The organism is Nonomuraea sp. NPDC050394 (assembly GCF_044459065.1).
Classification (GTDB): domain Bacteria; phylum Actinomycetota; class Actinomycetes; order Streptosporangiales; family Streptosporangiaceae; genus Nonomuraea.
The window spans coordinates 24,933-51,223 of the sequence record NZ_JBITIO010000015.1; the positions used below are offsets into that span (position 1 = coordinate 24,933).

General features: G+C 69.8%; 25 protein-coding genes and 1 pseudogene. 14 read left to right on the forward strand and 12 right to left on the reverse strand.

Annotation, left to right across the window (positions count from 1 at the left end; translation table 11 throughout):
* Positions 1 to 2 precede the first annotated feature (2 nt).
* The gene (locus ACIBKY_RS42040; RefSeq protein WP_397106063.1) at positions 3 to 1,052 is read right to left on the reverse strand and encodes a hypothetical protein; all 1,050 of its coding nucleotides are present in this window, start codon (positions 1,050 to 1,052) and stop codon (positions 3 to 5) included.
* 140 nt (positions 1,053 to 1,192) lie between these two features.
* Between ACIBKY_RS42040 and ACIBKY_RS42045 the strand changes: the two genes are divergently transcribed.
* A complete protein-coding gene (locus tag ACIBKY_RS42045; protein ID WP_397106065.1) occupies positions 1,193 to 2,122 on the forward strand; it encodes an NADP-dependent oxidoreductase in 930 nt (309 codons plus the stop codon).
* A 97-nt stretch (positions 2,123 to 2,219) separates the two neighbouring features.
* Here the strand turns inward: ACIBKY_RS42045 and ACIBKY_RS42050 are convergent, their stop codons facing one another.
* On the reverse strand, positions 2,220 to 2,387 hold the full coding sequence (locus ACIBKY_RS42050; protein ID WP_184959274.1) for a DUF3073 domain-containing protein: 168 nt from the start codon (positions 2,385 to 2,387) through the stop codon (positions 2,220 to 2,222).
* 87 nt (positions 2,388 to 2,474) lie between these two features.
* On the opposite strand from ACIBKY_RS42050, the gene ACIBKY_RS42055 reads away from it, so the two are divergent.
* The 4 genes from ACIBKY_RS42055 to ACIBKY_RS42070 are packed head-to-tail and all read left to right on the forward strand — an operon-like array spanning position 2,475 to position 5,180.
* The gene (locus tag ACIBKY_RS42055) at positions 2,475 to 2,810 is read left to right on the forward strand and encodes an ArsR/SmtB family transcription factor (protein ID WP_397106067.1); all 336 of its coding nucleotides are present in this window, start codon (positions 2,475 to 2,477) and stop codon (positions 2,808 to 2,810) included.
* A 37-nt stretch (positions 2,811 to 2,847) separates the two neighbouring features.
* Positions 2,848 to 3,360 (forward strand): PadR family transcriptional regulator, encoded by a 513-nt coding sequence (locus ACIBKY_RS42060; RefSeq protein ID WP_397106069.1) that lies wholly within the window; start codon positions 2,848 to 2,850, stop codon positions 3,358 to 3,360.
* 10 nt (positions 3,361 to 3,370) lie between these two features.
* Positions 3,371 to 4,249, forward strand: a complete 879-nt coding sequence (locus ACIBKY_RS42065) for a 1,4-dihydroxy-2-naphthoyl-CoA synthase (protein ID WP_184959270.1) — start codon at positions 3,371 to 3,373, stop codon at positions 4,247 to 4,249.
* A 7-nt stretch (positions 4,250 to 4,256) separates the two neighbouring features.
* Positions 4,257 to 5,180 carry an aminoglycoside phosphotransferase family protein gene (locus tag ACIBKY_RS42070; RefSeq protein WP_397106071.1) on the forward strand — a complete coding sequence of 308 codons (924 nt, stop codon included), beginning with the start codon at positions 4,257 to 4,259 and terminating at the stop codon, positions 5,178 to 5,180.
* A gap of 43 nt (positions 5,181 to 5,223) precedes the next feature.
* On the opposite strand, the gene ACIBKY_RS42075 is transcribed toward ACIBKY_RS42070, so the two are convergent.
* Both ACIBKY_RS42075 and ACIBKY_RS42080 read right to left on the reverse strand, forming a co-directional pair.
* Complete coding sequence (locus ACIBKY_RS42075) at positions 5,224 to 5,685, reverse strand: HPP family protein (RefSeq protein WP_397106073.1); 462 nt, start codon at positions 5,683 to 5,685, stop codon at positions 5,224 to 5,226.
* Positions 5,685 to 6,539 carry an alpha/beta fold hydrolase gene (locus tag ACIBKY_RS42080; RefSeq protein ID WP_397106075.1) on the reverse strand — a complete coding sequence of 285 codons (855 nt, stop codon included), beginning with the start codon at positions 6,537 to 6,539 and terminating at the stop codon, positions 5,685 to 5,687. The genes ACIBKY_RS42075 and ACIBKY_RS42080 overlap by 1 nt, the downstream gene beginning before the upstream one ends.
* Positions 6,540 to 6,627: 88 nt before the next feature.
* On the opposite strand from ACIBKY_RS42080, the gene ACIBKY_RS42085 reads away from it, so the two are divergent.
* A complete protein-coding gene (locus ACIBKY_RS42085) occupies positions 6,628 to 7,128 on the forward strand; it encodes a CGNR zinc finger domain-containing protein (RefSeq protein ID WP_397106077.1) in 501 nt (166 codons plus the stop codon).
* 4 nt (positions 7,129 to 7,132) lie between these two features.
* On the opposite strand, the gene ACIBKY_RS42090 is transcribed toward ACIBKY_RS42085, so the two are convergent.
* Positions 7,133 to 8,056, reverse strand: coding sequence for an NADP-dependent oxidoreductase (locus tag ACIBKY_RS42090; RefSeq protein ID WP_397106079.1), 924 nt, complete (start codon positions 8,054 to 8,056; stop codon positions 7,133 to 7,135).
* Between the two features lie 80 nt (positions 8,057 to 8,136).
* Between ACIBKY_RS42090 and ACIBKY_RS42095 the strand changes: the two genes are divergently transcribed.
* The 5 genes from ACIBKY_RS42095 (at position 8,137) to ACIBKY_RS42115 (ending at position 16,411) form a co-directional block, all read left to right on the forward strand.
* Positions 8,137 to 8,322, forward strand: coding sequence for a hypothetical protein (locus ACIBKY_RS42095; RefSeq protein ID WP_184959265.1), 186 nt, complete (start codon positions 8,137 to 8,139; stop codon positions 8,320 to 8,322).
* Between the two features lie 47 nt (positions 8,323 to 8,369).
* On the forward strand, positions 8,370 to 8,861 hold the full coding sequence (locus ACIBKY_RS42100) for a DUF1269 domain-containing protein (RefSeq protein WP_397106081.1): 492 nt from the start codon (positions 8,370 to 8,372) through the stop codon (positions 8,859 to 8,861).
* A gap of 137 nt (positions 8,862 to 8,998) precedes the next feature.
* Positions 8,999 to 9,556 (forward strand): hypothetical protein, encoded by a 558-nt coding sequence (locus ACIBKY_RS42105; RefSeq protein WP_397106083.1) that lies wholly within the window; start codon positions 8,999 to 9,001, stop codon positions 9,554 to 9,556.
* Positions 9,556 to 11,640 carry an SPFH domain-containing protein gene (locus ACIBKY_RS42110; RefSeq protein ID WP_397106085.1) on the forward strand — a complete coding sequence of 695 codons (2,085 nt, stop codon included), beginning with the start codon at positions 9,556 to 9,558 and terminating at the stop codon, positions 11,638 to 11,640. Before ACIBKY_RS42105 ends, ACIBKY_RS42110 begins: the two co-directional genes overlap by 1 nt.
* Before the next feature lie 4 nt (positions 11,641 to 11,644).
* Positions 11,645 to 16,411: a DNA repair ATPase gene (locus ACIBKY_RS42115; protein WP_397106086.1), complete on the forward strand. Its 4,767-nt coding sequence runs from the start codon at positions 11,645 to 11,647 to the stop codon at positions 16,409 to 16,411.
* A 503-nt stretch (positions 16,412 to 16,914) separates the two neighbouring features.
* Here the strand turns inward: ACIBKY_RS42115 and ACIBKY_RS42120 are convergent.
* The 3 genes and pseudogenes from ACIBKY_RS42120 to ACIBKY_RS42130 all read right to left on the reverse strand — a co-directional run bounded on the left by ACIBKY_RS42120 (position 16,915) and on the right by ACIBKY_RS42130 (position 19,879).
* Positions 16,915 to 18,564 carry an ATP-binding cassette domain-containing protein gene (locus ACIBKY_RS42120; protein WP_397106492.1) on the reverse strand — a complete coding sequence of 550 codons (1,650 nt, stop codon included), beginning with the start codon at positions 18,562 to 18,564 and terminating at the stop codon, positions 16,915 to 16,917.
* A 342-nt stretch (positions 18,565 to 18,906) separates the two neighbouring features.
* Positions 18,907 to 19,224, reverse strand: a pseudogene (locus tag ACIBKY_RS42125) (ATP-binding cassette domain-containing protein); the annotation flags it as partial.
* A gap of 157 nt (positions 19,225 to 19,381) precedes the next feature.
* Positions 19,382 to 19,879, reverse strand: a complete 498-nt coding sequence (locus ACIBKY_RS42130; protein WP_397106088.1) for a MarR family winged helix-turn-helix transcriptional regulator — start codon at positions 19,877 to 19,879, stop codon at positions 19,382 to 19,384.
* A 51-nt stretch (positions 19,880 to 19,930) separates the two neighbouring features.
* Between ACIBKY_RS42130 and ACIBKY_RS42135 the strand changes: the two genes are divergently transcribed.
* The gene (locus ACIBKY_RS42135) at positions 19,931 to 21,076 is read left to right on the forward strand and encodes an FAD-dependent monooxygenase (protein WP_397106090.1); all 1,146 of its coding nucleotides are present in this window, start codon (positions 19,931 to 19,933) and stop codon (positions 21,074 to 21,076) included.
* Between the two features lie 4 nt (positions 21,077 to 21,080).
* Here ACIBKY_RS42135 and dapA read toward each other — a convergent pair whose 3' ends face one another.
* Complete coding sequence (gene dapA / locus ACIBKY_RS42140) at positions 21,081 to 21,956, reverse strand: 4-hydroxy-tetrahydrodipicolinate synthase (RefSeq protein ID WP_397106092.1); 876 nt, start codon at positions 21,954 to 21,956, stop codon at positions 21,081 to 21,083.
* A 71-nt stretch (positions 21,957 to 22,027) separates the two neighbouring features.
* On the opposite strand from dapA, the gene ACIBKY_RS42145 reads away from it, so the two are divergent.
* On the forward strand, positions 22,028 to 22,888 hold the full coding sequence (locus tag ACIBKY_RS42145) for a LysR family transcriptional regulator (protein WP_397106093.1): 861 nt from the start codon (positions 22,028 to 22,030) through the stop codon (positions 22,886 to 22,888).
* Here ACIBKY_RS42145 and ACIBKY_RS42150 read toward each other — a convergent pair.
* Genes ACIBKY_RS42150 through ACIBKY_RS42160 form a run of 3 tightly spaced genes read right to left on the reverse strand, consistent with a single transcriptional unit; the run spans position 22,878 to position 24,770 of the window.
* Positions 22,878 to 23,816 (reverse strand): serine hydrolase domain-containing protein, encoded by a 939-nt coding sequence (locus ACIBKY_RS42150; RefSeq protein ID WP_397106095.1) that lies wholly within the window; start codon positions 23,814 to 23,816, stop codon positions 22,878 to 22,880. The genes ACIBKY_RS42145 and ACIBKY_RS42150 overlap by 11 nt on opposite strands.
* Before the next feature lie 34 nt (positions 23,817 to 23,850).
* Positions 23,851 to 24,249 (reverse strand): VOC family protein, encoded by a 399-nt coding sequence (locus ACIBKY_RS42155; protein ID WP_397106097.1) that lies wholly within the window; start codon positions 24,247 to 24,249, stop codon positions 23,851 to 23,853.
* A 14-nt stretch (positions 24,250 to 24,263) separates the two neighbouring features.
* Positions 24,264 to 24,770, reverse strand: a complete 507-nt coding sequence (locus tag ACIBKY_RS42160) for a PadR family transcriptional regulator (protein WP_397106099.1) — start codon at positions 24,768 to 24,770, stop codon at positions 24,264 to 24,266.
* A gap of 56 nt (positions 24,771 to 24,826) precedes the next feature.
* On the opposite strand from ACIBKY_RS42160, the gene ACIBKY_RS42165 reads away from it, so the two are divergent.
* Entirely contained in the window at positions 24,827 to 26,230 is a 1,404-nt protein-coding gene (locus tag ACIBKY_RS42165) for an MDR family MFS transporter (protein ID WP_397106101.1), read from the forward strand.
* Positions 26,231 to 26,291: the final 61 nt, after the last annotated feature.

Here is a 26,291-nt window from a genome sequence, read left to right on the forward strand (position 1 = left end):
GGTCAGGGAGGCGTCTGGGCGGCGTAGGCGGTGGGCAGGAAGCAGGAGATCGTGCCCTGGCCCGGGTCGGTGACGCCGACGGCGACCGGTACGTCCGTGCGGGAGGTGTCGAACGTCATCATGAGCGCGTCGTGGTCGTGGAAGTTGGGGTCGTACAGGGCGAAGGTGACCCCGGTTCCGCTCACGTGGTAGCCCCAGACGAGCACCTGATGGTTCCTGCCCAGGTCGGCGGGGTTGAGGCTCTTGGTCTTCACCAGGCAGATCGGCCGGGGGAAACCCTGGTCGATCCAGTCCTTCACCCTCGGCCACGAGTCCCTGACCATGATGGCCGAGCGGCCCGACATGAGCCCGATCGGCTCGAAGATGCCCTGGTCGGTGTCGGGGTAGGCCGGGTTCATCAGCTTGAGCAGGCTGAGCGGCAGGTCGGGCAGGTCGAAGGAGTCGAACAGCCGCGAGACGAAGTAGTCGAACAGCGGCACCCCTTCGCCGGCGGGCGCGACGGTCTGCGCGGGCGCGAGCTGGTTGGACAGGAAGTAGTCCATGGCCGCGTAGACCATGCCGCCGCACAGGCCGTTGGTGGCGTCGCCGATCGGCAGGCTCACCACGCCGAGGTCCAGGTGCTTGAGGGTGGTGCCCTCCGGCCAGGAGTTGTTGAAGTGGAAGCCGTGCAGGCTGGGCCGGAACGCGGTGGTGTGCCACTGCGAGTTCTCCAGCGTCCAGGACACGCGGGCGTTCTCGCCGTCGCCGCCGGCGCGCAGCAGCGCCTTGCCCGCGACGCACACCTCGTTGAACGTGTTGGCCCCGGCGAACGGGTTGCTCCAGTGCATCTCGACGATCGGCCCGCCGTCGCCGACGCGGTACTGCACGCGGCCTTCGGTGCCGGTGGCGATGCCGTCCGACTCGCTCTCCCAGCTCACGGTCTCGCCGGGCATCACGGTCTGCGGGGGCTCGATGCCGTTGGTCCAGACTCCGTGCATCAGCGCCTCGAAGTTCTTGCCGAGGATCTCTCCCGTGGTGTTGGTGAAGGTCACCGCCACGCTTCTGGCCGCCATGGGTCACCACCTCGCCTTTTCCGCAATCGCTTCCTTCGCAATCGCTTCCTTCGCCCCCCAGCGTGCGGCCGGTCACGGATGGTGTCGTGAGTACGCCCCTACTCAGGTTGGCAAACCGGACACGCGGGCATGTACCCCCCATGCGCGCCATTGCCATCTCCGGCTTCGGGCAAGAACCCGAGCTCATGGAACTGCCGAAACCGACGCCGGGCCCCAATGGCGTCCTCGTCCGGCTCCACGCCGCCGGTCTCAACCCGGTCGACTGGAAGATCGCCGAAGGGGAGTTCAAGACCTCCGGCCAGACCTTCCCGAAGGTGCTGGGCATCGACGGCGCCGGGGTCGTGGAGGCGGTCGGCCCCGCGGTGTCGGCGTTCCGCCCGGGAGACCAGGTCTACGGCCAGTTCAAGGGCAGCTACGCCGAGTACGCCCTGGCGAGCCCGGTCATCGCGCGCATGCCCGCCGGCATGATCTTCACCCAGGCCGCCGCGGTGCCCATCGCGACCACGACCGCCTACAACATGGTCGAGACGGCCAAGATCGACCAGGGCCGGGTGGTCCTGGTCTCCGGAGCCACGGGCGGCGTCGGCCAGCAGGCGGTGCAGTTCGCCGCCAACGCCGGCGCCAAGGTCATCGCCACGGCCACCGCCGACATGGCCGGGCACATGCGCGGGATCGGCGCCGCCGAACTCGTCGACCACAGCCTGCGCCCGGTCGCCGAGCAGGTGCTGCAGCTCCACCCCGGCGGCATCGACGTGGTGCTCGACACGGTGAGCACCGACCCGGCCGCGCTGGACCAACTCGCCCAGACGGTACGGCCCGGCGGCACGGTGGTCACCACGGTCTTCTCCGCGGACCCGGCAGCCCTGGCGGCCAGAGAGATCACCGGAGTCAACCTCGACAACAAGGCCTCCGCCGAACTCCTGGTCCTGCTGGCCGACCTGATCGACGCGGGCCGGATCAAGGTCCACATCGACGACGTGGTTCCCCTGTCCGCCGCCGCGACGGCGCTGGCCAAGAACAAGGCCGGCCGTTCACGCGGCAAGACCGTGATCGAGATTCAGCCCCGATAAGCGGTCGTGCCGACCTGGAGCCCGAGACGCGAGAAGGCCGTGTCGCGCCGCCCGGTCCCTTCCCGGACGGCTGGCACACGGCTTCTTCGCACCCGCCTCAACGGGCGGGCTCGGACTCCTGGTCATGCGGCACGCCAGAGCCCTCATCATGCGACGTGTCCGCAGACAACTCCCTGCGCAACGCGTCGATGTCCATGTGTTGGCTGGTGTACTTCAGCTCGCGAGCGACCTTGGTCTGCTTCGCCTTCTGTCTTCCTCGGCCCATGGCAACTCCCTATTCCCCGGGTGTCATCCTAACCAACGACATTGCGACTTGAACAATTATGCAACTGCACTGGATTAGCCTGGACACATGCCCGTCCCGCTCTACCAGGCCAAGGCCGACTTCTTCCGGACGCTCGGGCACCCCGCTCGCATAAGGGTGCTGGAACTTCTCCAGGAGGGGCCACTTCCGGTCCGGGATCTCCTGGCCCAGATCGACATCGAGGCATCGAGCCTGTCACAGCAGCTTGCCGTACTCCGCAGGGCAGGGGTCGTGAGCGCCGAGAGGGAAGGCAGCACCGTCGTCTACTCCCTGGCCACGCCCGAACTGGCCGACCTGCTCGACGCGGTCCGCCGCATCCTCACCGAGATGCTGGTGGACCAGGGCGAACTGCTGGCCGAGCTGAGGGCGGAAGCGCACGGGTGAGCAGCACGTTCCAGTTGAGATATGTCACTATAGGAACATGAGTCTTCGCCACGGTGTGCTGGGCCTGCTCTCCGAAGGTCCCGCGAGCGGATACGACCTGCTCAAGCTCTTCGACGCGTCCTTGAGCAACGTCTGGCCGGCCACGCAGAGCCAGCTCTACACCGAGCTCGGCAAGCTCGCCGAGGCCGGTCTGGTCAGCGTGTCGGCGGAGGGTCCGCGCGGCCGCAAGGAGTACGCCGTCACCGAGGAGGGCCTGGCCGAGCTGCGCCGGTGGATCACCGACGTGGAGCCGGCCGGGACCATCCGCAGCGACATGCTCCTGCGCGTCTTCTTCCTGGCCCAGGTCGACCCCGAGCAGGCGCGCGCCTACATCCGCCGCCAGGCCGAGATCGGCCGCAAGGGCCTTGAGCATCTGGAGAGCATCCGCGAGTTCCTCGAAGGCGGCACCGACAACCTCTCCGTGTACGGCCGGCTCGCCCTGGAGTGGGGCCTGCGCTTCACCAGGACGCAGCAGGAGTGGGCCGAATGGGCCGAGAAACAGATCCGTTAGGCTCGCCGTCATGGTCTCCGAGCTGTTCGATCCCCAGGCGTGGAAGGAAGTCGAAGGCTTCGACTTCACCGACATCACTTACCACCGCGCCGTCGACCAGGGCACGGTGCGGATCGCGTTCAACCGCCCCGAGGTGCGCAACGCCTTCCGCCCGCAGACCGTCGACGAGCTCTACCGCGCCTTCGACCACGCCCGCCAGAGCGTCGACGTGGGCTGCGTCCTGCTCACCGGCAACGGCCCCTCGCCCAAGGACGGCGGCTGGGCTTTCTGCTCCGGCGGCGACCAGCGCATCCGCGGCAAGGACGGCTACCAGTACGCCGACGGGACCCCGGCCACCGGCCGCCTGCACATTCTTGAGGTGCAGCGCCTCATCCGCTTCATGCCGAAGATCGTCATCTGCGTCGTCCCCGGCTGGGCCGCGGGCGGCGGGCACAGCCTGCACGTCGTGGCCGACCTGACGCTGGCCTCGCGCGAGCACGCCCGCTTCAAGCAGACCGACGCGGACGTGGCCAGCTTCGACGGCGGTTTCGGCTCCGCCTACCTCGCCCGCCAGGTCGGGCAGAAGTTCGCCAGGGAGATCTTCTTCCTCGGCGACACCTACACCGCCGAGGACGCCCACCGCATGGGCATGGTCAACGCCGCCGTCCCCCACGCCGAGCTGGAGAGCACGGCCCTGGAGTGGGCGCGGAAAATCAATGGCAAATCGCCCACCGCGCAGCGCATGCTGAAGTACTCCTTCAACCTCATCGACGACGGCCTGGTCGGACAGCAGGTCTTCGCGGGTGAGGCGACCCGGCTGGCGTACATGACGGACGAGGCGGCGGAGGGTCGCGATTCGTTCCTGGAGAAGCGCGAGCCCGACTGGTCGCCCTTCCCCTGGCATTTCTAGGACGTTTGTGACGAAGATCGAAATACCCGCCAAGCTCATCAGCAACCACGACGAGATCGGCGAGGGCGAGGAGGGCGGCCCCACCTGGATCGCCGGCCTGCCCGCCCTGGCCGGGCGCTACCTCGATGAGTGGGGGCTACGGCTCGACGGGGAGCCGATGCACGGGTTCGTCTCGCTCGTACTCCCCGTGATCAGGCCCGACGGCGTACCGGCCGCGCTCAAGCTGCAGCCGGTCAACGACGAGAACGCCAGCGAGGCGATGGGCCTGAAGGTCTGGAACGGCGACGCCATGGTCCGCCTCCTGGACGAGGATCCCTCCACCGGCACACTGCTGCTCGAACGGCTGGAGGGCCATCGCACCCTGGCGACGGTCGCCGACGACGCCAAGGCCCTGACGATCCTGGCCGACCTGCTGGCCCGCCTCGTCGCCCATCCGGCACCCGAGGGCATGCGCCGCCTGGCCGACATCGCCCAGGACATGATCGACGAGACCCCGGACGCGGTGGCCGCCCTGGTCAAGGAGAGCGACCGGGCGTGGCTGACGACGTGCGCCTCGGTCGTCGCCGAACTGGTCACCGAGCCCGGTGACCGGCTGCTGCACTGGGACATGCACTACGAGAACGTCCTGGCAGCCGGGCGCGAGCCTTGGCTGGCCATCGACCCCAAGCCACTGGCCGGTGACCCGGGATTCGACCTGTGGCCCGCCCTGGACAACCGCTGGGACGACATCGTGGCCACCGGCGACGTGCACCGCGCCGTGCTCCGGCGGTTCGACCTGCTGGTCGACCGGCTCGCGCTCGACCCCACGCGGGCCGCCGGCTGGACGTACGGCCGGCTCCTGCAGAACGCCCTGTGGGACGTCCAGGACGGCGGCACCGAGCTGGACCAGGACCAGGTCGCGATCGCCGAGGCGTTGCGCCGGCGCCTGTGACCTCATCTCCAGGAAGCCGGATAGCCATGGCCGGGTAGCGGCTTCACCTCCAGGAAGCCGGATAGCTGTGGCCGGGTAGCAGCTTCCCGAGCACCACCCCTCCGGCGATCACGACGGCGCTGGCGAGGATGACCGGGTTGAGCAGGTAGAGCGGCTCGGGAGCGGTGAGCCCGACCAGCGCCGCGGTCGCGCCGGCGGGCGGATGCGGCGCCTTGAGCAGCATCATCGGCGCCGTCGACAGGGCGGCGGCCACGGCCGCCGTCCATACCGAAGGCCCCGCGACCGAGGTGATGAACAGCGCCAGGGCCGTCGCGCTGACATGCCCGAGCACGATGCTGCGCGGCTGGGCGAACGGTGCGGCCGGGGCCAGCGCCACGATCCCCGCCGTGGCCGCGAACGGCAGGGCGAACAACGCCAGGCCGGTGGCGCTGGTGATCCCGGCCAGCAGCAGGAGCCCGGCAAGGGCCGCGGTCGTCGCGCTGACCACGTTCTTCCACGGCGGCATCAGTCCGACAGCCCGCGCAGGAAGTCGCGGATCAGGGCGGCGCTCTGGCTCAGCCGGGTCGTGAGCGGGAAGTGCCCGGCGTCCAGCAGGTGGACGCGGGCCTCCTTCACGTCGCGGGCGTAGGCGCGGGCGCCTTCCGGGCCGAAGATCTCATCGCCCCTGCCCCAGACCGCCAGCAGCGGAGGCTGGTGGGTGCGCAGGTACTCCTGCCAGGACGGGTAGCGGCCGGGGTTGACGCCGTAGTCCAGGAAGAGCGCGAGCTGGATCTCCTGGTTGCCGGGCCGGTCGAGCAGCGCCTGGTCGAAGGCCTCCCGGTCGGGGTTGACCAGGGAGGTGTCGGGGACGCCGTGGGTGTACTGCCAGTGGGTGGCCTCGCGGGTCAGCAGGGCGCGCAGGGCGTCGCCGTTCTCCTTGGAGGGGTCGGCCCAGTAGGCGCGGATCTGGTCCCAGAACGGGGTCAGGCCCTCGTCATAGGCGTTGCCGTTCTGGGTGACGATGCCGGTGACGCGCTCGGGGTGGCGCAGCGCGAGGCGGAAGCCGACGGGGGCGCCGTAGTCGTGCATGTAGATCGCGTACCGGCGGACGCCGATGGAGTCCAGGAGCTGGTCCACGACGTCGGCCAGGTGGTCGAAGGTGTAGTCCCAGGCGTCGGCGGCCGGGGCCGAGCTGTGGCCGAAGCCCGGGTAGTCGGGGGCGATCAGATGGAACTCCCCGGCCAGCTCGGCGATCAGCTCCTGGTAGGCGATCGACGAGGTCGGGAAGCCGTGCAGCAGGACGAGCGTGGGCGCCGATGGGTCTCCGGCCTCGCGGTAGAAGACGTTCAGCCCCTCGACGACTGCGGTGCGGTAGCGCATGACGACTCCTTAACCAGCTAAAAGCAGTTTGGTGGTTAAGTGATAGCATGGCAACGATTAACCGGTCAAACTGATTTGAGAGGTTAGGATGAAGATCCGGCCGCTGCGCGGGGAGCCCGTCGGGCTGGACCTGGTCGACACGACCTGGATGTGGCAGGGGGAGCTGGTCGACCAGTTCGACACCGCCGAGGGGGTCGAGGCGTGGCTCGCCGACCACGGGCTGCCGGGCGCCCCTGACGCGCGGGAGCGGCTGGTCGAGGCACGGGCCGCCATGCGCGACGCGCTCGAAGGGCGGGGGCACGAACGGCTCAACGCGGTGCTGGCCCACGGGAGCCTGCGGCCCCAGGTCGGGGCGGGCGGGCCGTACGAGATGGTGGTCGTGGACGAGCCCGGGTGGCACGCGGCGTGGGTGGCGGCGGCCGACCTCGTGCGCGTCATGGGCGGGCGGGTCAAGCACTGCGCGAACCCGCGGTGCGTGCTGTGGTTCCTGGATGTGAGCAAGAACAGCAGCCGCCGCTGGTGCTCCATGGACGTGTGCGGCAACCGTGCCAAGGTCGGGCGCTTCAACGAACGCAAGCGCCCGGCCTGAGGCGTTACGGGATCAGGATGGCGATCTTGCCGCGGCCGTGGCCGGTCTCCATCTCGCGGTGCGCGTCGGCGGCCTCGGACAGGTGGTAGGTGCCGCGGATGTGGTACTTGAACTCGCCCGCGGCCACCAGGGCGGCATAGCGGCCCAGGCGCTCGGCCAGCCGTTCGCCCACCGTCGTGCGGATGCCGAGCCCGGCGGCCTTGCCGTGCTCGAACAGGGTGAGGATGCGGTCGCGATCCGCCACGAGCTCCAGCGAGACCTCCAGCGCCTCGCCGCCGGCGCCGTCCAGGGCCGCGGTGACGCCGCCGGGGGCCAGCGCGCGCACCCGGTCGGCGAGGCCGGGGCCGTACTCGACCGGGATCGCGCCCAGATCACGCAGGTAGTCGTGGTTGACCGCGCGGGCGGTGCCGATGACCGTGGCGCCGCGCCGGCGGGCGATCTGCGTGGCGGCGCCGCCCACGGATCCGGCCGCGCCGTGGATCAGCAGGGTGTCCCCCGACCCGATCGCCAGGTTGTCGATGGCGATCTCGGCCGTCTGCACGCCCGCGGTCATCGCCCCCGCCACCTCCCAGGCCAGCCCGGCGGGCTTCGGCGTGACCGAGGACGAGGGCACGACCGTGTACTCGGCATAGGCGTTGAGCTGCGTGAAGCCCAGCACCTCCGCGCCGATCGCGAAACCGGTCACACCCTCGCCCACCTGGTCGATCACTCCGGCGAACTCGTTGCCCGGGATGCGCGGCAGGTCGCCGGCGATGCCCGGCGGGGTCCATCCGGCGCGTACCGCGGTGTCGTACGGCTGCACGCCCGCGGCCTTCACCCGGACCCGGACCTGTCCCGGGCCCGCCTGCGGCGCGGGCAGTTCCATGACCTTCAATACTTCGGGGCCGCCGAACTCGGCGAACGCGGCCGCCCTCATCACGTCGCTCATGCCGACGAGAATGCATCCTCAACTTTGCTTGAGGTCAACCCCGTGACTTAAACTTCCCGCCAAAGGAAGGGCAAGCGACCATGCAGAAGATCGTCCACGTCAGACCCCTCGACGACGCCATCGGTCACGAGGAATCGCACGACTGCCCGTGCGGCCCGACCGGTCAGGGCGTGCACAACTCCGCCACCAAGAAGATGGTCGGCGTGATCTTCCACCACCACGGGCTCCAGCCGTGCCACGAATGGGAAGCATCCGACCTCGCGTAGCCATCTGTGTACTATCGGTGAGGAGCTCATAGAAATCGGGGGACGGCATGAGCAACCTCATCGTCATCGACTATCCGGACGTCGCGACCGCGGAGACCGTACGCACGCGACTGTTCGAGCTGCAGAAGCAGAACCTCATCACGCTTGAGGACGCGGCCATCGTCGAGCGCAAGGACGACGGCAAGATCAAGCTGCACCAGACCACCAGCACCACCGGCGTGGGCGCGGCCGGCGGGGCGCTGTGGGGCGGCCTCATCGGGCTGCTGTTCTTCATGCCGCTGCTGGGCATGGCTCTCGGCGCGGCCGCGGGCGCGGCGGGTGGCGCCCTCACCGACGTCGGCGTCAACGACGACTTCATGAAGGAACTCGGCGAGAAGATGCCCCCGGGCACCGCCGCCCTCTTCCTCCTGGTCCGCCAGAGCACGCCGGACAAGGTCATCGAGCAGATCGCGCAGTACGGCGGCGAGATCATCAAGACCTCGCTCAGCACCGAGGACGAGAAACACCTCAAGGAGGCCGTCGCGGCCGCGCGCGCCTGACCTTCCACCAAGGAGCGACCGGGTTTCCGGTCGCTCTTTTGCATATACGGCGCGGCAAACCTGCCCATATCGGGAACTTTCCGCTTTACTTCGTCTTTACCTGTATAGAGTCCGACGGGGGATGTACCAGGGGGAAGATGTCTGAGTTCTTACAAGCCGTGCTGGGTTTTCCGACAGTCCTTTTCAGCTTCCTGCTCGTGATCGTCGTCGCCTACTGGGTGACCGCGCTCACCGGGCTTCTGGACCTGGACGACGTCGACGCTTCCTGGCTCGGACTGGCAGGCGCGCCCGCCGGAGTGACGCTGTCGATCGTGATCACGCTGGGCTGGCTGCTCAGCCTGATCGGCGGCCAGCTCGTCTCCGCGCCACACCTGCTGATCGCCGTGCTCATCGTGGCCCTGGCCGGCGGCTGGTTCGGCGCCCGCCTGCTGGTCGTGCCGCTTCGCCGCCTGTATCCCGACGAGCGCGGCCCCTCGCGCCACGACTTCGTCGGCCGGCACTGCGTGATCCGCACCGGACAGGTCACCTCCGACTTCGGCCAGGCCGAGGTCACCGCCGCCGACGGATCCTCCGCCGTCGTCCAGGTCAGGACGACCGGCGACGACCGGCTGGCCCGCGGCGACAACGCCCTCATCTTCGACTATTCCTCCTCCGGGGAATTCTTCCTGGTCATGCCCTATGAAAGGGACCACTGATGGGTGTCATCTCCCTCGGCCTGGCGATCACGCTGGCCGCCGCCCTGCTCATCGTCATCGCGATCCTCGTGGTCATCAGCCGTCTCTTCCACAAGGTGGAGCAGGGCAAGGCGCTGATCATCTCGAAGGTCAACCGGGTCGACGTGACGTTCACGGGCGCCGTCGTGCTGCCCGTCGTGCACAAGTCCGAGACCATGGACATCTCGGTGAAGACGATGGAGATCGTCAGGTCCGGTCGTGAAGGACTGATCTGCCGCGACAACATCAGGGCCGACATCCGCATCACGTTCTTCGTCCGGGTCAACAAGACCGCCGAGGACGTCATCAAGGTGGCCCAGGCCATCGGCACCGCGCGGGCCAGCGGCGAGGAGACGCTGCAGGAGCTGTTCAACGCCAAGTTCTCCGAGGCGCTCAAGACCGCCGGCAAGCACCTGGACTTCGTCGACCTGTACACCAAGCGCGACGAGTTCCGCGACGAGATCCTCCGGCTCATCGGCACCGACCTCAACGGCTACAGCCTTGAGGACGCCGCGATCGACTACCTGGAGCAGACGCCCCTCCACAACCTGGACAAGTCCAACATCCTCGACGCGCAGGGCATCCGCAAGATCACCGAGCTCACGGCCATCGAGCACGTGCGGACCAACGAGTTCCAGCGCAACGAGGAGAAGGAGATCACCCGCCAGAACGTGGACGCCCGCGAGGCGATCCTGGAGCTGGAACGCCGCCAGGCCGACGCCGAGACCAAGCAGAAGCGCGAGATCGAGACCATGAGGGCGCGCGAGGAGGCCGAGACCGCCCGCGTGCAGGCCGAGGAGCGGCTCAAGGCCCAGGCCGCCAACATCAAGACAGACGAGCAGCTCGGCGTCCAGCACGAGAACCGCGCCCGCGAGGTCGCCGTCGCCGAGAAGAACAAGGAACGCGTGATCGCGATCGAGACCGAGCGGATCGAGAAGGACCGCATGCTGGAGGTCATCGCCCGCGAGCGCGAGACCGAGCTGTCGCGCATCTCCAAGGACAAGGAGGTCGAGACCGAGAAGCGCTCGATCGCCGAGGTCGTACGCGAGCGCATCGCGGTCGACAAGACCGTCGCCGAGCAGGAGGAGAACATCAAGCGGCTGCGCGCGGTCGAGGAGGCCGAGCGGCTGCGCCAGACCACGATCATCGCCGCCGAGGCCGAGGCCCAGGAGAACCTGGTCAAGGACATCAAGGCCGCCGAGGCCGCCGAGGCCGCCTCCAAGTTCCGCGCCCGCGAGGAGCTCGTGCTCGCCGAGGCCAGGCAGCAGGCCGCCGACCTCGACGCCCGCGCCAAGATCCGGCTCGCGGAAGGCGTCCAGGCCGAGAGCGCCGCCGCCGGGCTGGCCGAGGTGCAGGTGAAGGAGCGCGACGCGGCGGCGATCGAGAAGGTCGGCCGCGCCGAGGCGATGGTGCTGAGCGAGCGGCTGCGCGCCGAGGCCGACGGCGCCAAGGCGATGGCGCTGGTCGAGGGCGAGCGGCTCAAGGCCCGCGCCGAGGGCGAGCAGGCCCTCGCGCTCGCCGCCGCCGCGGCCGTCGGCGAGAAGCTCAAGGCCGAGGCCGAGGGTCTGACCGAGAAGGCCGCCGCGCTGGCCGCGCTGGACGAGGCCTCGCGTACGCACGAGGAGTACCGCCTGCGGCTGGAGGCCGACAAGGAGGTCCACCTCAAGCGCATCGAGGTGCAGGCGAAGGTCGCCGAGTCGCAGGCCGGAGTGCTGGCGGCGGGGCTGGCCAAGGCCGACATCGACATCGTGGGCGGCGACACGATGTTCTTCGACAGGATCGTGGGATCGATCACCGCGGGCAAGGCGGTCGACGGGTTCGTGGAGCACTCGGCCGTGGCCAGGACGCTGGCGGAGCCGTACCTCAACGGATCGGCGAGCCTGCCCGCCGACCTCGCCGCGATCGTCGGCGGGATCGGCACCGAGGACCTCAAGAACATCACCGTGTCCGCGCTGCTCATGCAGATGATCCAGAGCGGTGGGCCGGAGGCGAAGCTGACCGAGCTTCTGGAGACCGCGCGCAGACTCGGCGTCGCCGACTCCTCGGTCGCCGCGCTGAGGGCCTGAGCGCATGGCGGATCTTGAGGCGGGCACCTATGAGGTGCTCAGGAACCGCCTTCAGTCGCAGGCCAAGCTGCTGGCGCAGGCCGCGGAGGCGGTCAACGACGAGCGGCTGAAGGTCTTCGGCGGCGCCGAGCTCACGCTGCTCGGCACCGAACGGATCAGGACCGGGAACAACTGCGTGCCCAGGGACATCGTCTCCGTCGGCGAGGTGATGGTGTTCGGGTACAACGTCTTCATCGGGCTCAAGCCGGAAACGGCTGTGGACGACGTGTTCTCCGTCCACAGGTTCACGCGCGACGGCGAAGCGTTCCGGTTCGATCCGGCACAGTGGGAGGCGCTCACCGACCCCGCCTTCCAGAAGGACTTCGCCGAGTTGTACCGGTACTACAAGGAGACCCGCCTGCAGACCCTGCGCCGGGTCGAGGGCAAGCTGCTGGCGGTCTTCCAGACCGGGCCGAGCGACATCAAGGTCCTGCGCTGGGACCTGTCCGGCAAATACCTCGACAACCGGGGCGAGCGTGACCACGTGTTCCCGGCGTCCCACGACTTCGAGTGGACCGTCACCACCCGCGACGACCACGTCCTGGGCCGCCATCCCCACATCTCCATCGAGGGCGAGGTCTTCGTCGAGACCGTCGGCGGCGACCTGACCATCAAGGTCGAGGACAACACCGAGAGCGGTCACGGGATCTACTCCGATCCGGTCACCGAGCCGCTGCAGTCGCTGGCCGACGCCGACGTCTCCTACGCGCGGGTCGGGCCGCTCATCCTGCTGCGCATCCGGCCGTACAAGGAGCCGGAATGGCGGCACCTGGTGTTCAACACCCGGACCAAGGCGGTGGTCAGGCTCGACGGCATCGGCCAGGCCTGCCAGCGGCTGCCGGAGGACCAGGGGCTGATCTTCCCCGGTGGCTACTACCTGGCGACCGGGGTCAGCAAGACGTTCGACCTCGACGTCAGCGAGCTGGAGTTCGAGCGCGTGGTCCGCTCGCCCAACGGGGAGGACGTGCTCTACGTCTTCCACGCCCGGGGTGACGGGCGGTCGTTGCTGCTGCCGTACAACGTGATCAGGAAGGAGGTGGCCAACCCCATCCCGTGCCACGGGTTCAGCCTGTTCGACGACGGCACGATGGTGGTCTTCCGCGCCACCTCCGACGAGCCGACCCGGGTCCATCCCATGCAGGTGTGGCAGACGCCGTACGTCTCCGACACCTACGCCGCCGCCCAGCCCACCGGCTCGGGGCCGCTGGAGCGCATCGGCAACGCCGAGCTGGTCCGTGGCATCTCCGACTGCCTGTCCGTGGCGCGCATGGTCGAGGAGATGTCGCCGTCCGCGGCGACCTTCGAGGCGCTGATCGCCGCCTGCGAGCGGGCCTTCGACCACTACCACTGGCTCGGTGAGCACGGGCTGCGCACCCCGCTCACCGACGTACGCGCCACCGCCGGCCAGGTGCTCGACGAGTACGAGAACGTCGAGCAGCTGACCGCGCAGGCGGCGCGGACCCTGGCCACCGCCGAGGAGGAGACCGTCACCCTCGTCCGGCAGGCCCGCGGCGACCTGCCGGCGAGCGCCGACGCCTGGGTCAGCCTGCTGGCCACGCTGCGCCGCGCGCAGGGGCGGCTGGTGACGCTGCGCGAGGTCCGCTACATCGACCTGCCCCGGCTCGACTCGCTGGCCGGCGAGCTGGCGGCCGAGCTGAAGGAGACCGGTACCCGCGCGGTCGCGTTCCTGCAGGGTCCCGACGCCTTCACCGGCTACCACAGCGCGGTCGAGCGGCTGGCCGCCGACGCGGGCGCGATCGCCACGGTGGCCGACGCCGTCCCGGTGTCGGAGCTGCTGGCCGACCAGGCCGAGGGGCTCGAGGTGGTTACCGAGGTGGTCGGTTCGCTCGACATCGCCGACGCCACCGTGCGTACATCCATCCTGGAGCGCATCGCCGAGGTGCTCGGCGGCGTCAACCGCGCCCGCGCGGTGCTGGAGGGCCGGCGCAGGGAGCTGCTGTCCAGCGAGGGGCGGGCCGCCTTCGCCGCCGAGTTCGCGCTGCTCGGGCAGGCGATCACCGGAGCGCTGGCCATGGCCGACACCCCGGAGCGCTGCGACGAGCAGCTCGGCAAGCTCATGCTGCAGCTGGAAGGGCTCGAATCCCGCTTCGGGGAGTTCGACGACTTCGCCGCCCAGCTCACCACCAAGCGGGAGGACGTCTACGAGGCGTTCTCCGCCCGCAAGCAGAGCCAGCTCGACGAGCGGGCCCGCCGCGCCGACCGGGTCTTCGCCTCGGCCGAGCGCATCCTGGGCAGCGTCGCCAGGCGGGTGGCCGGGCTGGCCTCGCTCGACGAGGTCAACACCTACTTCGCCACCGACCCCATGGTCGCCAAGCTCCAGTCGGTCTCCGCCGAGCTGCGTACCCTGGGCGACCCGGTGCGCGCGGAAGAGCTCGACGGCCGGGTCAAGGCCGCCCAGCAGGAGGCCGGGCGCTCACTGCGCGACCGGCTCGACCTGTTCGACGCCGGCGGCGAGACGCTGCGGCTGGGGCGCCACCGCTTCGCGGTCAACACCCAGCCCGTCGACCTCACGCTGGTCCCCCACGACGGAACGATGCAGTTCGCCATCACCGGCACCGACTACCGGGCGGCCGTCCCGTCCGACTTCGCCGACACCCGCCCGTTCTGGGATCAGTTGCTCGTCTCGGAGACACCCGAGGTCTACCGCGCCGAGCACCTGGCCGCCGCGCTTCTCGACACCGCCGACCTCCCCTCGGCGGAGCTCGTACGGCGGGCCGCCGAAGAACGCTACGACGAGGGCTACGAACGCGGCGTCCACGACCACGACGCCACCCTGATCCTCGACGCCCTGATCCGCCTGCGCGACGGCGCCGGGCTGTTGCGCTACTCCCCCGCGGCCAGAGCGGCGGCGCAGCTCTTCTGGGCCTTCCACACGGACGAGGTTTCACGTAAAACATTCACCACCAGAGCGTCTTCCCTGGTCAGAGCGCGCGAGGCGTTCGGTGCCCACGAGGCCGTGGCCGCCCTGGCCGAGGAACTGTCGTCCCTGATCACCGCCGCCCCCGGCGTGGCCAGGCTGGCCGGGGAATATCTCGTGGAGGAGCTGGCCACCACCCCGCCCGGCTTCGTCACCAGCAAGGCGGCCCGTACCGTGCTCGACAACTTCCGCGCCCGGCTGGGCCCGGCGGCGCAGCGCTCGTTCGAGGACGATCTCCAGTCCTTGGACCCGCCCGCGCGCATCCAGCTCGCCGAGGCCTGGCTGGGCGCCTTCGACCAGTCACCCGAGCTGCCCGAGGCCATCGCCCTGCAGCTCTGCGGCGACCTGCCCCGCTACGAATCCAGCGCGAGCGTCAGCGCCGTGGTCGAGGGCCTGCTCGGCGCCCACCCGCGCATCACCGAGCGCACGCTGCCGCTGCGCCTCGACGAGATCCTCACCAGAACCAGGATGTTCGCCGCCGAACGTGTCCCGGCCTTCCGCGCCTACCAGAAGCGCCGCGTCGAGCTGGTCGCGGCCGAGCGCGAACGCCTGCGGCTGGACGAGTACAAGCCCAAGGTCATGAGCGCCTTCGTGCGCAACCGCCTGCTCGACGAGGTCTACCTTCCGCTCATCGGCGACAACCTGGCCAAGCAGCTCGGCGCCGCGGGAGCGGGCAAACGCACCGACCAGATGGGCCTCCTGTTGCTCATCTCACCGCCCGGCTACGGCAAGACCACCCTCATGGAGTACGTCGCCAGCCGCCTGGGCCTCGTCTTCGTCAAGGTCAACGGCCCGGCCCTGGGCCACGCCGTCACCTCGCTCGACCCGCAGGAGGCTCCCGACGCCACCTCCCGCCAGGAGGTCGAGAAGATCTCCTTCGCGCTGGAGACCGGCAACAACACGCTCCTCTACCTCGACGACATCCAGCACACCTCGCCCGAGCTGCTGCAGAAGTTCATCTCGCTGTGCGACGCCCAGCGCCGCATCGAAGGCGTCTGGAACGGCCGCACCCGCACCTACGACCTGCGCGGCAAGCGCTTCGCCGTGTGCATGGCCGGAAACCCGTACACCGAGTCCGGCAAGCGCTTCCGCATCCCCGACATGCTCGCCAACCGGGCCGACGTGTGGAACCTCGGCGACGTGCTCTCCGGCCGCGACGAGCTGTTCGCCCTCAGTTACGTGGACAACGCCCTCACCTCCAACCCCGTCCTGGCCCCGCTCTCCACCCGCGACCGCTCCGACGTCGAGCTGCTCGTACGGCTGGCGCGCGGCGACCAGGCGGTCCGCTCGGACCAGCTCAAACACCCCTACTCCAAGGTCGAGCTGGACCAGATCCTGTCTGTGCTGGCCAAGCTGGTGCGGGTGCAGGAAGTGGTGCTGGCCAACAACCAGGCGTACATCGCCTCGGCGGCGCAGTCGGACGACGCGCGAACCGAGCCGCCGTACAAGCTGCAGGGCTCCTACCGGAACATGAACAAGCTGGCCGAGCGGATCGTGCCCGCCATGAACGACGCCGAACTGGAGGCGGTGATCGACGACCACTACGTCGGCGAGGCCCAGACGCTCACCTCCGACGCCGAGGCCAACCTGCTCAAGCTCGCCGAGCTCAGGGGGCGCCTGACACCGGAACAGCAGGAGCGCTGGACCGCCATCAAGGCCGCGTACCTGCGTACGAGGGCGTTGGGCGGAGCCGAAGACGACCCGGTGACCCGGACGGTGGGCGCCATCGGCCTCCTGACAGACCGCGTAACGGACATCACCACCGCGATCCGCCAATCCACCCCCGAACCCTAACAACCCACCCCACATCACCCCCGCCCCACCGCCGCGCCGGGCGCCGTCCCGCTGCCTCCGGTGGGCGGCGGGGCGGGACTGACGCGTGCGCCTGGCCTTGCGTGATCCGCCATCGCGCTACCTCGCCGCCGCGCCGTCCGGTGACCTGGGTGGCGGGGCGGGATTGACGCGTGCCCCCGGCCGCCTTGCCCGACCCGCCATCGCGCTACCCCGCCGCCGCCCCGTCGCGGCCCGCTGCCCCACCGTCGCGCTGCCGCGCTGTCCACTGGCATGGGCGGTGGGGCGGGCTGACGCATGTGCCTGGCCACCCTGCCGCCTTGCCGGGTCCGGCCACTCTGCTGTCTTGTCGTGCCTGGCCACTCGCTATGCCCCGCATCGCCCTGCCCTGGGCTCCGCCCCGCCCTGACTACAGGAACCGTGTCTGATCAGAGGCACCTGCTGGGCGGCCTGGCTGGTGGCGTCGTGCTCATCCACAGGGTGTGGATGAGCACGGGGCGGGTGGGCTAGGTGGTGGGGTGGCCGTCTTTGAGCTCCAGGCGTGAGCCCTGGAAGGCGGCGCGCATGCGGCGGTCGTGGGTGACGATCACCAACGCGCCCTCGTAGGCGGACAGGGCCTCCTCCAGTTGTTCCACGAGGAGAGGGGAGAGGTGGTTGGTGGGCTCGTCCAGGAGGAGCAGGTCAACGGGTCGGCTGACCAGGCGGGCGACGTCGATGCGGCGGCGCTGGCCGTACGACAGCTGACCCACCCGCAACCGCAGGTCCGCGGGACGGAACAGCCCCAGCGACAGCAGCGCGTCGGCTTGCTCGTCCATGCTGCCCGGCCGCCCTTCGGCGAACGCGCCGAGCACGGTCCGATCCATCCGCCCCGGCCGGTCCTCCTGCCGCAGGTACCCCACGCGGGGCGGGCGCTTGACCGTCCCGGCGTCGGGTACCAGCTCGCCGGCCAGCACCTGCATGAGTGTGCTCTTGCCCGCCCCGTTGGGCCCGGTGACCAGCAGCCGCTCGCCGGGCAGGATCCGCAGGAAGCTCAGCCTGAGCCGCTCCCCCACCCGAACCCCACCAAGCTCCACCAACCCAGCCCGCTCCACCCCGTCAACCCGCTCCACCCCGAATGGCCACTCCGACCCAGCCACATGATCCGGCCCAGCCACATGATCGGGGCCAGCCGCTTGTTTCGTCCCGGGAGTGGACGTCCCGCCCGATACGGCCGCAGACGCCCGATCGGAGCCGGTTACCCAACGCCGCTCGGCAGTGGACGGCCGGTCCGGCCCAGACGCCGTCACAGCGTCCGGCCTTCCCATCGGCACTCGGCCCGGTCGGGTCGCGGAGCCCCGGCCGGGAGCGGTCGGGGAGAGGTGGGTGGCCGGGGTGGCCGGGGTGGCCGGGGTGGCCGGAGAGAGGTGGGTGGTCGGGGTGGTCGGGGTGGTCGGGGTGGTCGGGGAGGTCGGGGAGGTCGGGGTGGTCGGGGAGAGGTGGGTGGGGGTGAAGCGGAGGGGGGCCGGTGGAGGTGGGACGGGGTGGGTGCGGAGCCAGTCCAGGCGTTGGTTGGACTGGCGGATGCGGCTCATCGCGCCGTGTGCGCGGGAGCGGGCGCGCCAGGCGCCGGTGCCCATGCCGGCCTTGGCGACCTTGCGGGGGATGGCGCCGAGGCGGGAGGCGTTGGCGTCGACGAGGGTGGCGTGGCGGGCCAGCTCGTTCTTCCACTCCTCGTGCTCCAGCGCCCATGCCGCCCGCTCGGCCGCCTTCGCGGTGAGGTAGCCGGTGTAGCCGTTGCCGTAGCGGCGTACCTGGGACTGGTCGACCTCCAGGATCGTGGAGGTGATCCGGTCCAGGAACACCCGGTCGTGGGTGATGGCCACGACGGTGCCGCGGTGGGCGCGTAGGTGCTCTTCTAGCCAGGTGACGGCCTGGTCGTCCAGGTCGTTGGTGGGTTCGTCGAGGAGGAGCAGTTCGGGTGCCGCGGCGAGGGTGGCGGCCAGGGCGAGACGGGAGAGTTCGCCGCCGGACAGGGTGTCCAGCGGGCGTGCCCGATCCAGCCCCGGGAGCCCCAGCCCATGCAGAGCCACCTCCACCCGCGCGTCGGCCTCGTACCCGCCCCGCGCCTCAAAAGCCGCCACCAACTCCCCATAGGCAGCCAGCTCCACCTCCAGCATGGCCGAGGTGCCGTCGCCCGAGGACACGGCGCCGGCGGGCGCGGAGCCGGTAGCGCTGGCGCCCGCGGACACATAGCCCGTAGGCGGGGTGGCCAAGGACGGGGTGGCCGAAGCCGGAGTGGAGGTGACCGTAAGCGGGGCGGCCGTGGCCAGGGTGGCCGGGGTGGCCGGGGTGGCCGGGGTGGCCGGGGTGGCCGTGGCCGGGGTGGCCGGGGTGGCCGGGGTGGCCGGGGTGGCCGGGGTGGCCGCGGGCGGGGTGGCCGTAGCTGTTGGCGGAGTGGCCAAGGTTTCGTTGGGCGGGGTGGGTGGGGTTGTGGGGTCGGCTTTGGCCAGGCGGGTTTCGGCTGTGCGGATGCGGGCCTCCAGGGCGCGCAGGTCGCGGAGGGCCCAGTCGATGGCGTCGTTCACCGTGGATCCGGCGGGCAGGTCGAGTGCCTGGGGCAGGTACCCGATGCCGCCGGGCGCCACGACGGTGAGGTCGCCGTTGTCGGGCGTCTCGGCCCCCGCGATCAACCGCAGCAACGTGGACTTGCCGGAGCCGTTGTCCCCGATGACCCCGACCTTCTCGCCGGGCTTCACGGTGAAGGTCACCCGGTCAAGGACGACGCGGTCTTCGTAACGCTTGGTGATGTCTGAGAGCGATAGTTGGGTAGCACGCATAAAGCAGCCACCTCCGATTCTCGGCACAAATGCCGCATCGAAAATGAACGGATCGATGGCGGAACGGATCGCGGAGCAGCGCTCTACGCGTCCGGTGCGAGAATCACAGGGAACCCATGCGGTTTAGGTTGGGGTGAATGGGGCGATGTGTCAAGCCCTAATCACGGGATCGGCGTTCGGTGAGGATGATGGTCGCGGCGCGCTGGACCGCCGCCGCCCTGGTCACGTAGTCGAGGATCAGCTCCAACTGCTCGTCCGTGTACGCGTCGTACAGATCAGCCAGTCCCCGCATCAACGGCTCGAACACCTCGATCGCCTCGGCACTCGCCCCGGACAACTGCTCCGGGTTGATCTCGACGATGATCCGGCGCCGGTCCTTGAGGTCGCGGACGCGGCGTACCATCCACTTCGCCTCCAACCGGTCCACCAGCCCGCTCACGGAGGCCGGAGCCAGCCCGGTGTGCTGCGACAGTTCGCCCGCGGTCAGCGGCCCGAGTCGTTGTAGCAGGTCAAGGGCCTTCCACTCGGTCACGCCGAGCCCGAGCAGCCCGCTCATGACGGTGTGGTACATGACCGCGGCGTTGCTGCTCTCCCGCCCCGCGTCGCCGAGTGCCTGGAGAAGATTCTTTCGGTGTTCCGAAATATCTCTGGACACACCCTCTCCCATCGTCATATATTTCGTTCGACCGAACGAAAGGTTATCACGATGAAGGCTCTCATCACAGGGTGCGGGATCGGCGGACCGGCGACCGCGATGGCACTGCGCAAGGCGGGCATCGAGGCCGAGATCTTCGAGGCCTACGGCGCGACGGCGGAAGGCGTCGGCTCGTTCCTGAACGTCGCCTCCAACGGCCTGGCCGCCCTGCGCGTCCTCGACACGCACCGCGAGGTCATGGCCGCCGGGATTCCGACCCCGCGCATGGTCATGACCAGCGGCTCAGGCAAACGCCTCGGCGAGGTCGCCAACGGCCTGGCCCTCGACGACGGCACCGTCAGCCACACGATCCTGCGCTCCGACCTCTACCGCATCGTGCGCGACCAGGCCACCGCGCGCGGCATCAAGATCCGGTACGGCAAGCGCCTCGTCTCCCTGGACGACACCGGCGACCAGGTCGTGGCCCACTTCGCCGACGGTACGCAGGCGACCGGCGACATCCTGATCTCGGCGGAAGGCGTGCACTCCAGCACCCGCACCCTCATCGACCCGAACGCCCCGGCGCCCCGCTACTCCGGCCTGTACAGCTTCGGCGGGATCACCACCTTCCCCGGCCTGACCGGCGAACCGGGCACGTACCACATGATCTTCGGCAAGAAGGCGTTCTTCGGCTACACGGTGGCGGCCTCGGGTGAGATCTGGTGGTTCGCGAACCTGCCGCGCGAGGAGGGCGACGTGCCAGGCGACTGGCGGCCGCTGCTCGTCGAGGCCTTCCGCCACGACGGCAACCGCACCGCCGACCTCCTGCGCGACAGCCCGATCGGGGACGGCTCCCCGGTGTACGACCTGCCGCCCGTCCCCACCTGGCACAAGGGCAGAGTCGTCCTGACCGGCGACGCCGCGCACGCCACCTCGCCCAGCGCCGGCCAGGGCGCCTCGCAGGCCATCGAGGACGCGGTCGTGCTGGCCCGCTGCCTGCGTGACGCCCCTGACCACAGCGCCGCCTTCGCCGCGTTCGAGGCCGACCGCCGCGTGCGGGCCGAGCGGGTGGTGTCGTACTCGCGGACCATCAGCAACAGCAAGGCCGCCGGGCCGGTGGGGCGGGTGTTCCGCGACCTGATGATGCCGTTGTTCCTGAAGAAGACGGCCAGCCAGGAGTCCCTGTCGTGGCTGTACCGCCACCACGTCTCCTTGTGACGGGTCAGCCCATGGTGGACAGGGCGGCGATGGCCTGGGTGACCGACTGGGCGCTGGCGGGCAGGAGCGGCAGCCGTACCTCCGCGGTGGGGATCAGCCCGCGCTCGTGCAGCACCCCCTTGATCACCGTGGGGTTGGGCTCGGCGAAGAGCGCCGCGGACAGGCGCGCCAGCCGGTGTCCGAGCGAACGCCCGAGAACGGCGTCGCCCGACTCCCAAGCCTCCACCAACGCGACGAACCGGTCCGTGGCCAGGTGCGCGGAGGCCAGGATGCCGCCGGAGGCCCCCAGCGCGAGCAGCGGCGAGATGAACGCGTCGTCCCCGCCCAGCACCTCGAACCCGGTCGGCAGATCGGCCAGCAGGTCGACGGCGTCCTGGTCGATGCCGCCCACCGCGTACTTGACCCCGGCGATCATCGGGTGCGCGCCCAGTTGCCGCAGCGTGGCGGCGCAGACCGGCTGACCCGTCCGGTAGGGAATGTGATAGATCACCAGCGGCACCGGCGACGCCTCGGCCAGCGCCTCGAAGTGCGCGATCACCCCGCGCTCCGACGGGCGCAGGAAGTACGGCACCGGCACCAGCGCCGCCGTCACCCCGGACGGCAACGCGCGCAGGGCGGCGATCGTCGAGCGGGTGTCGTTGCCGGAAACGCCCACGATCAGCGGAACAACCCGCTCACCGGACACCCGCACGCAGTTCCCGATCACCGCGGCGCGCTCCTCGGCGCTCAACATCGCCACCTCGCCGGTCGTGCCGAGCGCCACGAGCCCGCTCGCGCCCTGGTCGAGCACGTGGTGCGCGAGCTTCTCGAACGCCTCCAGATCGACCTGGTCGCCCGTGGTGAAGGGCGTGATCAGCGGTACGTAGATTCCTCTCAGCATGCTCCGAGCGTGCGGCACGAGCATTGATTAGGTCCAGCGCCGATTCCTACCGTCGAGCTTAAGCTGGTCTTATGCTCGATCCCCGCAAGCTCCACCTCCTGCGCGAACTCGCCCAGCGCGGCACCATCGCCGCCGTCGCCGAAGCCGCCAACTTCACGCCGTCGGCCGTGTCCCAGCAGCTCAGCGCCCTGGAACGGGAGGCCGGGCTGCCCCTGCTCGAACGCACCGGCCGCACGGTCAGCCTGACCCCGGCGGCCCATGTGCTGGTGACGCACGCGCATGCCGTACTGGAAGAGCTGGAGCGGGCGACGGCGGCGCTCGCCGCGCTCAGCGGCGGGCCGGGCGGGCCGCTGCGGATCGGCGCGTTCCCGTCGGCGGCCAGGGTGCTGCTGCCGCGCGCGCTCGCCGAGCTCGCGGCGGGCCACCCGGCGCTGGAGCCGATGGTGTCGGAGATCGACCCGGCGGACGTGTCGGCCGCGCTGCGGGCGGGCGAGCTGGACGTGGCGCTGGTGCACGAATACGACTTCGTGCCGCCTGTCGTGGATCTGGGGATCTGCGCCGAGCCGTTGTTCGAGGAGCAGATGTACCTCACCGACCGGCCCTCGATCCGGGACGCCCGCGACGACCCGTGGATCATGAGCAAACCGGGCACGCTCTGCCACACGATGGCGATCCGGGCCTGCCAGGCGGCCGGATTCGAGCCGCACGTGCGGCACCACGTGGACGACTTCGACACCGTCCTCGCCTTCGCCGCCGCGGGTCAGGGCGTCGCGCTGGTGCCCGGCCTGGCCGCGCAGGCGCCGCCGCCGGGCGTGCGCCTGACCCCGCTGCCGCTGTCGCGCCGCACGCTCGTCGCCTTCCGCAAGGGGTACGGCCGGCACCCCGCGATCCGCGCCGCCGTGGCCGCGTTCACGAGCGCGGTCACCCGCTGAGAACGGCGTCCATGACGGCGGCGACGCTCGGCTGCCCGAAGTCGTTGTACTCGCCGGCCGCGATCGCCACGACCAGTTCCTCGCCCGGCACGACGAAGAGCCGCTGCCCCCCGTTCCCGAACCCGCCGAACCAGCCGTCGCCCAGGTACCACTGGTACCCGTACCCCGACCCGTCCTCCCGCGCGACGTGCCGCGTGAGCGAACGCGTGATCCACTCCCCGGGCACGATGCCCCGCCCGCCCTCCAGCACAAGCTGCCCGGCAGCCGCCAGATCGCGGGGCGCCAGGCGTAGACCGGAGGCGGCCGAGGCCGTGCCGTCCGCACCCGCCATCCACTCGAACGAGATCCCGAGCGGGTCGAACAGCGTGTCGCGGGCGAAGGCGTCCAGGCTGGTGCCGGCGCCCTTGACGATCAGCCGGCCGATCAGCGCGGAGGCGCCGCCGCAGTAGTCCCAGCGGGTGCCGGGCTCCTCGACGACCGGGCGTTCCAGGACGTAGCGGTAGCGGTCCGGCGCCATCTCCATGGCGATCTCACTGTTGGCCGGGCTGGTGTAGGGGACGCTTTCATCCCATTCGAGGCCCAGCGTCATGGTCAGTGCGTGCGCCACGGTGAGGTTCCGCTTGGATTCGGCCAGGTCGGGGTACTCGGGGAAGGCGGCCATCAGGGGCTCGTCCGGATCGGGCACGAGGCCCTTGCCCAGGGCGATGCCGTACACCAGAGCCGTGATGCTCTTCGTCACCGACCTGATGTCGTGCAGGGTGTCGCGGTCGAAGGCCACGGTGCCGATCGAATCGTTCCACTTGAAGTCTTCGCCCTGGCCATAGCGCTCAAGGACCGTCTCACCACCACGGACCACCACAAGTCCATGCAAGCCGGGCGCGCGACCGTCGCGGATGACCTGGTCGACTCGTTCAGCAAGTTCCGTCATGGGGCATACCGTCCCATCTCACATGGTGTGAGAGTCAAGGCCGATCATGGTGGCACACCGCCTCCAGCATGATCCCCGCCGGATCCAGCCAGAACGTCGCGTAGTAGGGCGGCGGATATTCAGGGAAATTTCGTGGCTTCTGGAGAATCTGGCATTCCATCCCGATGGCCCAGTCATGCGCCGCCCGCACCGCCGACCGGCTCTTGACCATGAAGGCCAGATGTTGCAGCCCGGTCTGGTGCCTGCTGTAGGGGCTCTCCGTGAGCGCCGGATAGAAGAAGAGGTACGTGCCCGGTTTGCCCCCCGCCGGTCGGAAAGCGAACTGATCGGCCATATCCAGGTGCTTCTCGAAGCCCAGTAACGGCATCAGCGCGTCATAGTAGGTCCGCGCGCTTTCGAGGTCGGGAACGTTGACTCCGATATGACCGATCATCGGTAGATCATGGCCTATGAGGTGCGCAGCGCGTGGAGTGTTTCGTCGGCCCATTCGATCGTCGCGCGGGTCTGGGCCAGGCCGAGGCGCAGCGCGTACTTGCCGAACTTGGGGTTTTCCGCGACGGGCGGCAGGCATTTCAGTTCGTCCAGGCGTTTCCGCGCACGCGCCTTGACTCGCTCGACTGCCGCGATGGCCTCGTCCGTGTCGAGAATCGGCAGGAGAAACGCCTGCAAAGCGGTCTCGCTGCGCACTGTCACGGCCGGCTCGCGATCGGCCAGCCATTCGTGCAGCTGCCGCGTCCCCTCGTCCGCGATCGTGTAGATCTTGCGCCCTCTGGCGCCCTCGGCCTCGACCGCCAGGAGTCCGTCACCGGCCATCCTCACCAGCTCCGGGTAGATCTGGGTGTGTCCGGCCTGCCAGACATGGTTGAGCGAGCCTTCGAACAGTTTGGCCAGGTCGTAACCGCTCGCCGGGCCCTTGGCGGCCAGGAGGCCGAGCAACGCGATCCGCAGGGACATGCTCCGGAGCATACCCAAGACTTGACATGTAAAGACTTACATATGAACCTTCACAGGTGCAGACTGACATAAAGCCTCAAAGCACCACCCTTCTTGTGGCCGCCGCGCTCGGCGGGATGTTCCTCGCGATGCTGGACCAGACGATCGTGGGCACCGCCCTGCCCCGCATCACCGCGGAACTGGGCGGATCCGACCTCTACACGTGGGTCGTGACCGCCTACTTGCTCACCTCGACGGTGACGATGCCCCTGTACGGCAGGTTGTCCGACCAATACGGCAGAAAACCGCTGTTGCTGACAGGCATGGTCATCTTCGTCCTGGGCTCGGCCCTGTGCGGCCTCGCGCAGGACATGACCCAGCTCATCGCGTTCCGCGCGATCCAGGGCCTTGGCGCCGGCGCGCTGGTCCCGTTGTCGCTCGCCCTGGCGCTCAGCCTGTTCCCGCCCACCCAGGGCGGCAGCCGGGTGCAGGGCGCCATCGGCGGCGTCATGGCGCTGAGCTACCTGGCCGGGCCGTTCCTCGGCGGGCTGTTCACCGACCACGCGACCTGGCGGTGGGCCTTCTACGTCAACGTGCCGATCGGCCTGGTGCTGCTCGCCGTCGTCGCGCGCAACCTGCCCCACCAGCCCGGCACCGGCCGCGAACGCCCCGACTACCTGGGCATAGCGATCTTCAGCCTGGCGATCGGCGCGCTGTTGATCGGCCTGACCGAAAAGGGCATCGACGGCAACACCTGGACCAGCCTCCCGGTGCTGGGGCCGATCGGGCTCGCGCTGGCGCTGCTCGCCGTTTTCGTCCTCGTGGAACGGCGGGCGGCCTCGCCGGTGATGCCCATGCACCTGTTCGCCGGCCGCAGCTACACGCTGGTCAACGTGACCTCGTTCTTCACCGCGTTCGTCATGTACACCGGTGTCGTGTTCCTGCCCCGCTACTTCCAGGAGGCGCTCGGCGAGGACGCGACCACCTCCGGCCTGCGCATCTACCCGCTGATGCTCGGCATGCTGGCGGGCAGCTGGATCATGGGCGCCCTCATGGCCAGGACCGGCGTCTACAAGCCCTGGCTGGTCGCCGCGCCCGCCCTGATGATCGCCGGCACGCTCCTCTGCCTGAACCTGACCGTCCACACTCCGAACTGGCTGCTCATCGTCTGGATGTCGCTGATCGGGCTCGGCATGGGCCCCATGTTGTCCGGCCTGACGGTCGCCGCCCAAGCCTCCGTCGCACCCCGGTACCTCGGCACCGCCTCCGCCAACCTGAACTTCTTCCGCCAAATCGGCGGCTCCTTCGCCCTGGCCCTGGCCGGGACCACCTACACCTCCGTCCTGACCGAGCAGGCCCCGCTCCACGGCCTGCCCGCCGCCCACGCCTCCGCCGCCGCCCTGATCATCCCCGTCCTGGGAGTGGCCGGCGCCCTGGTGGCCCTGATCGCCCTCCCCAACACCCGCCTCGCCCTCCCGTGAGGCTGGTGGGTCTCCTGAGAAAAAACTCAGCGTCTCTCAGGTACGGCACAGCCACAGCGAC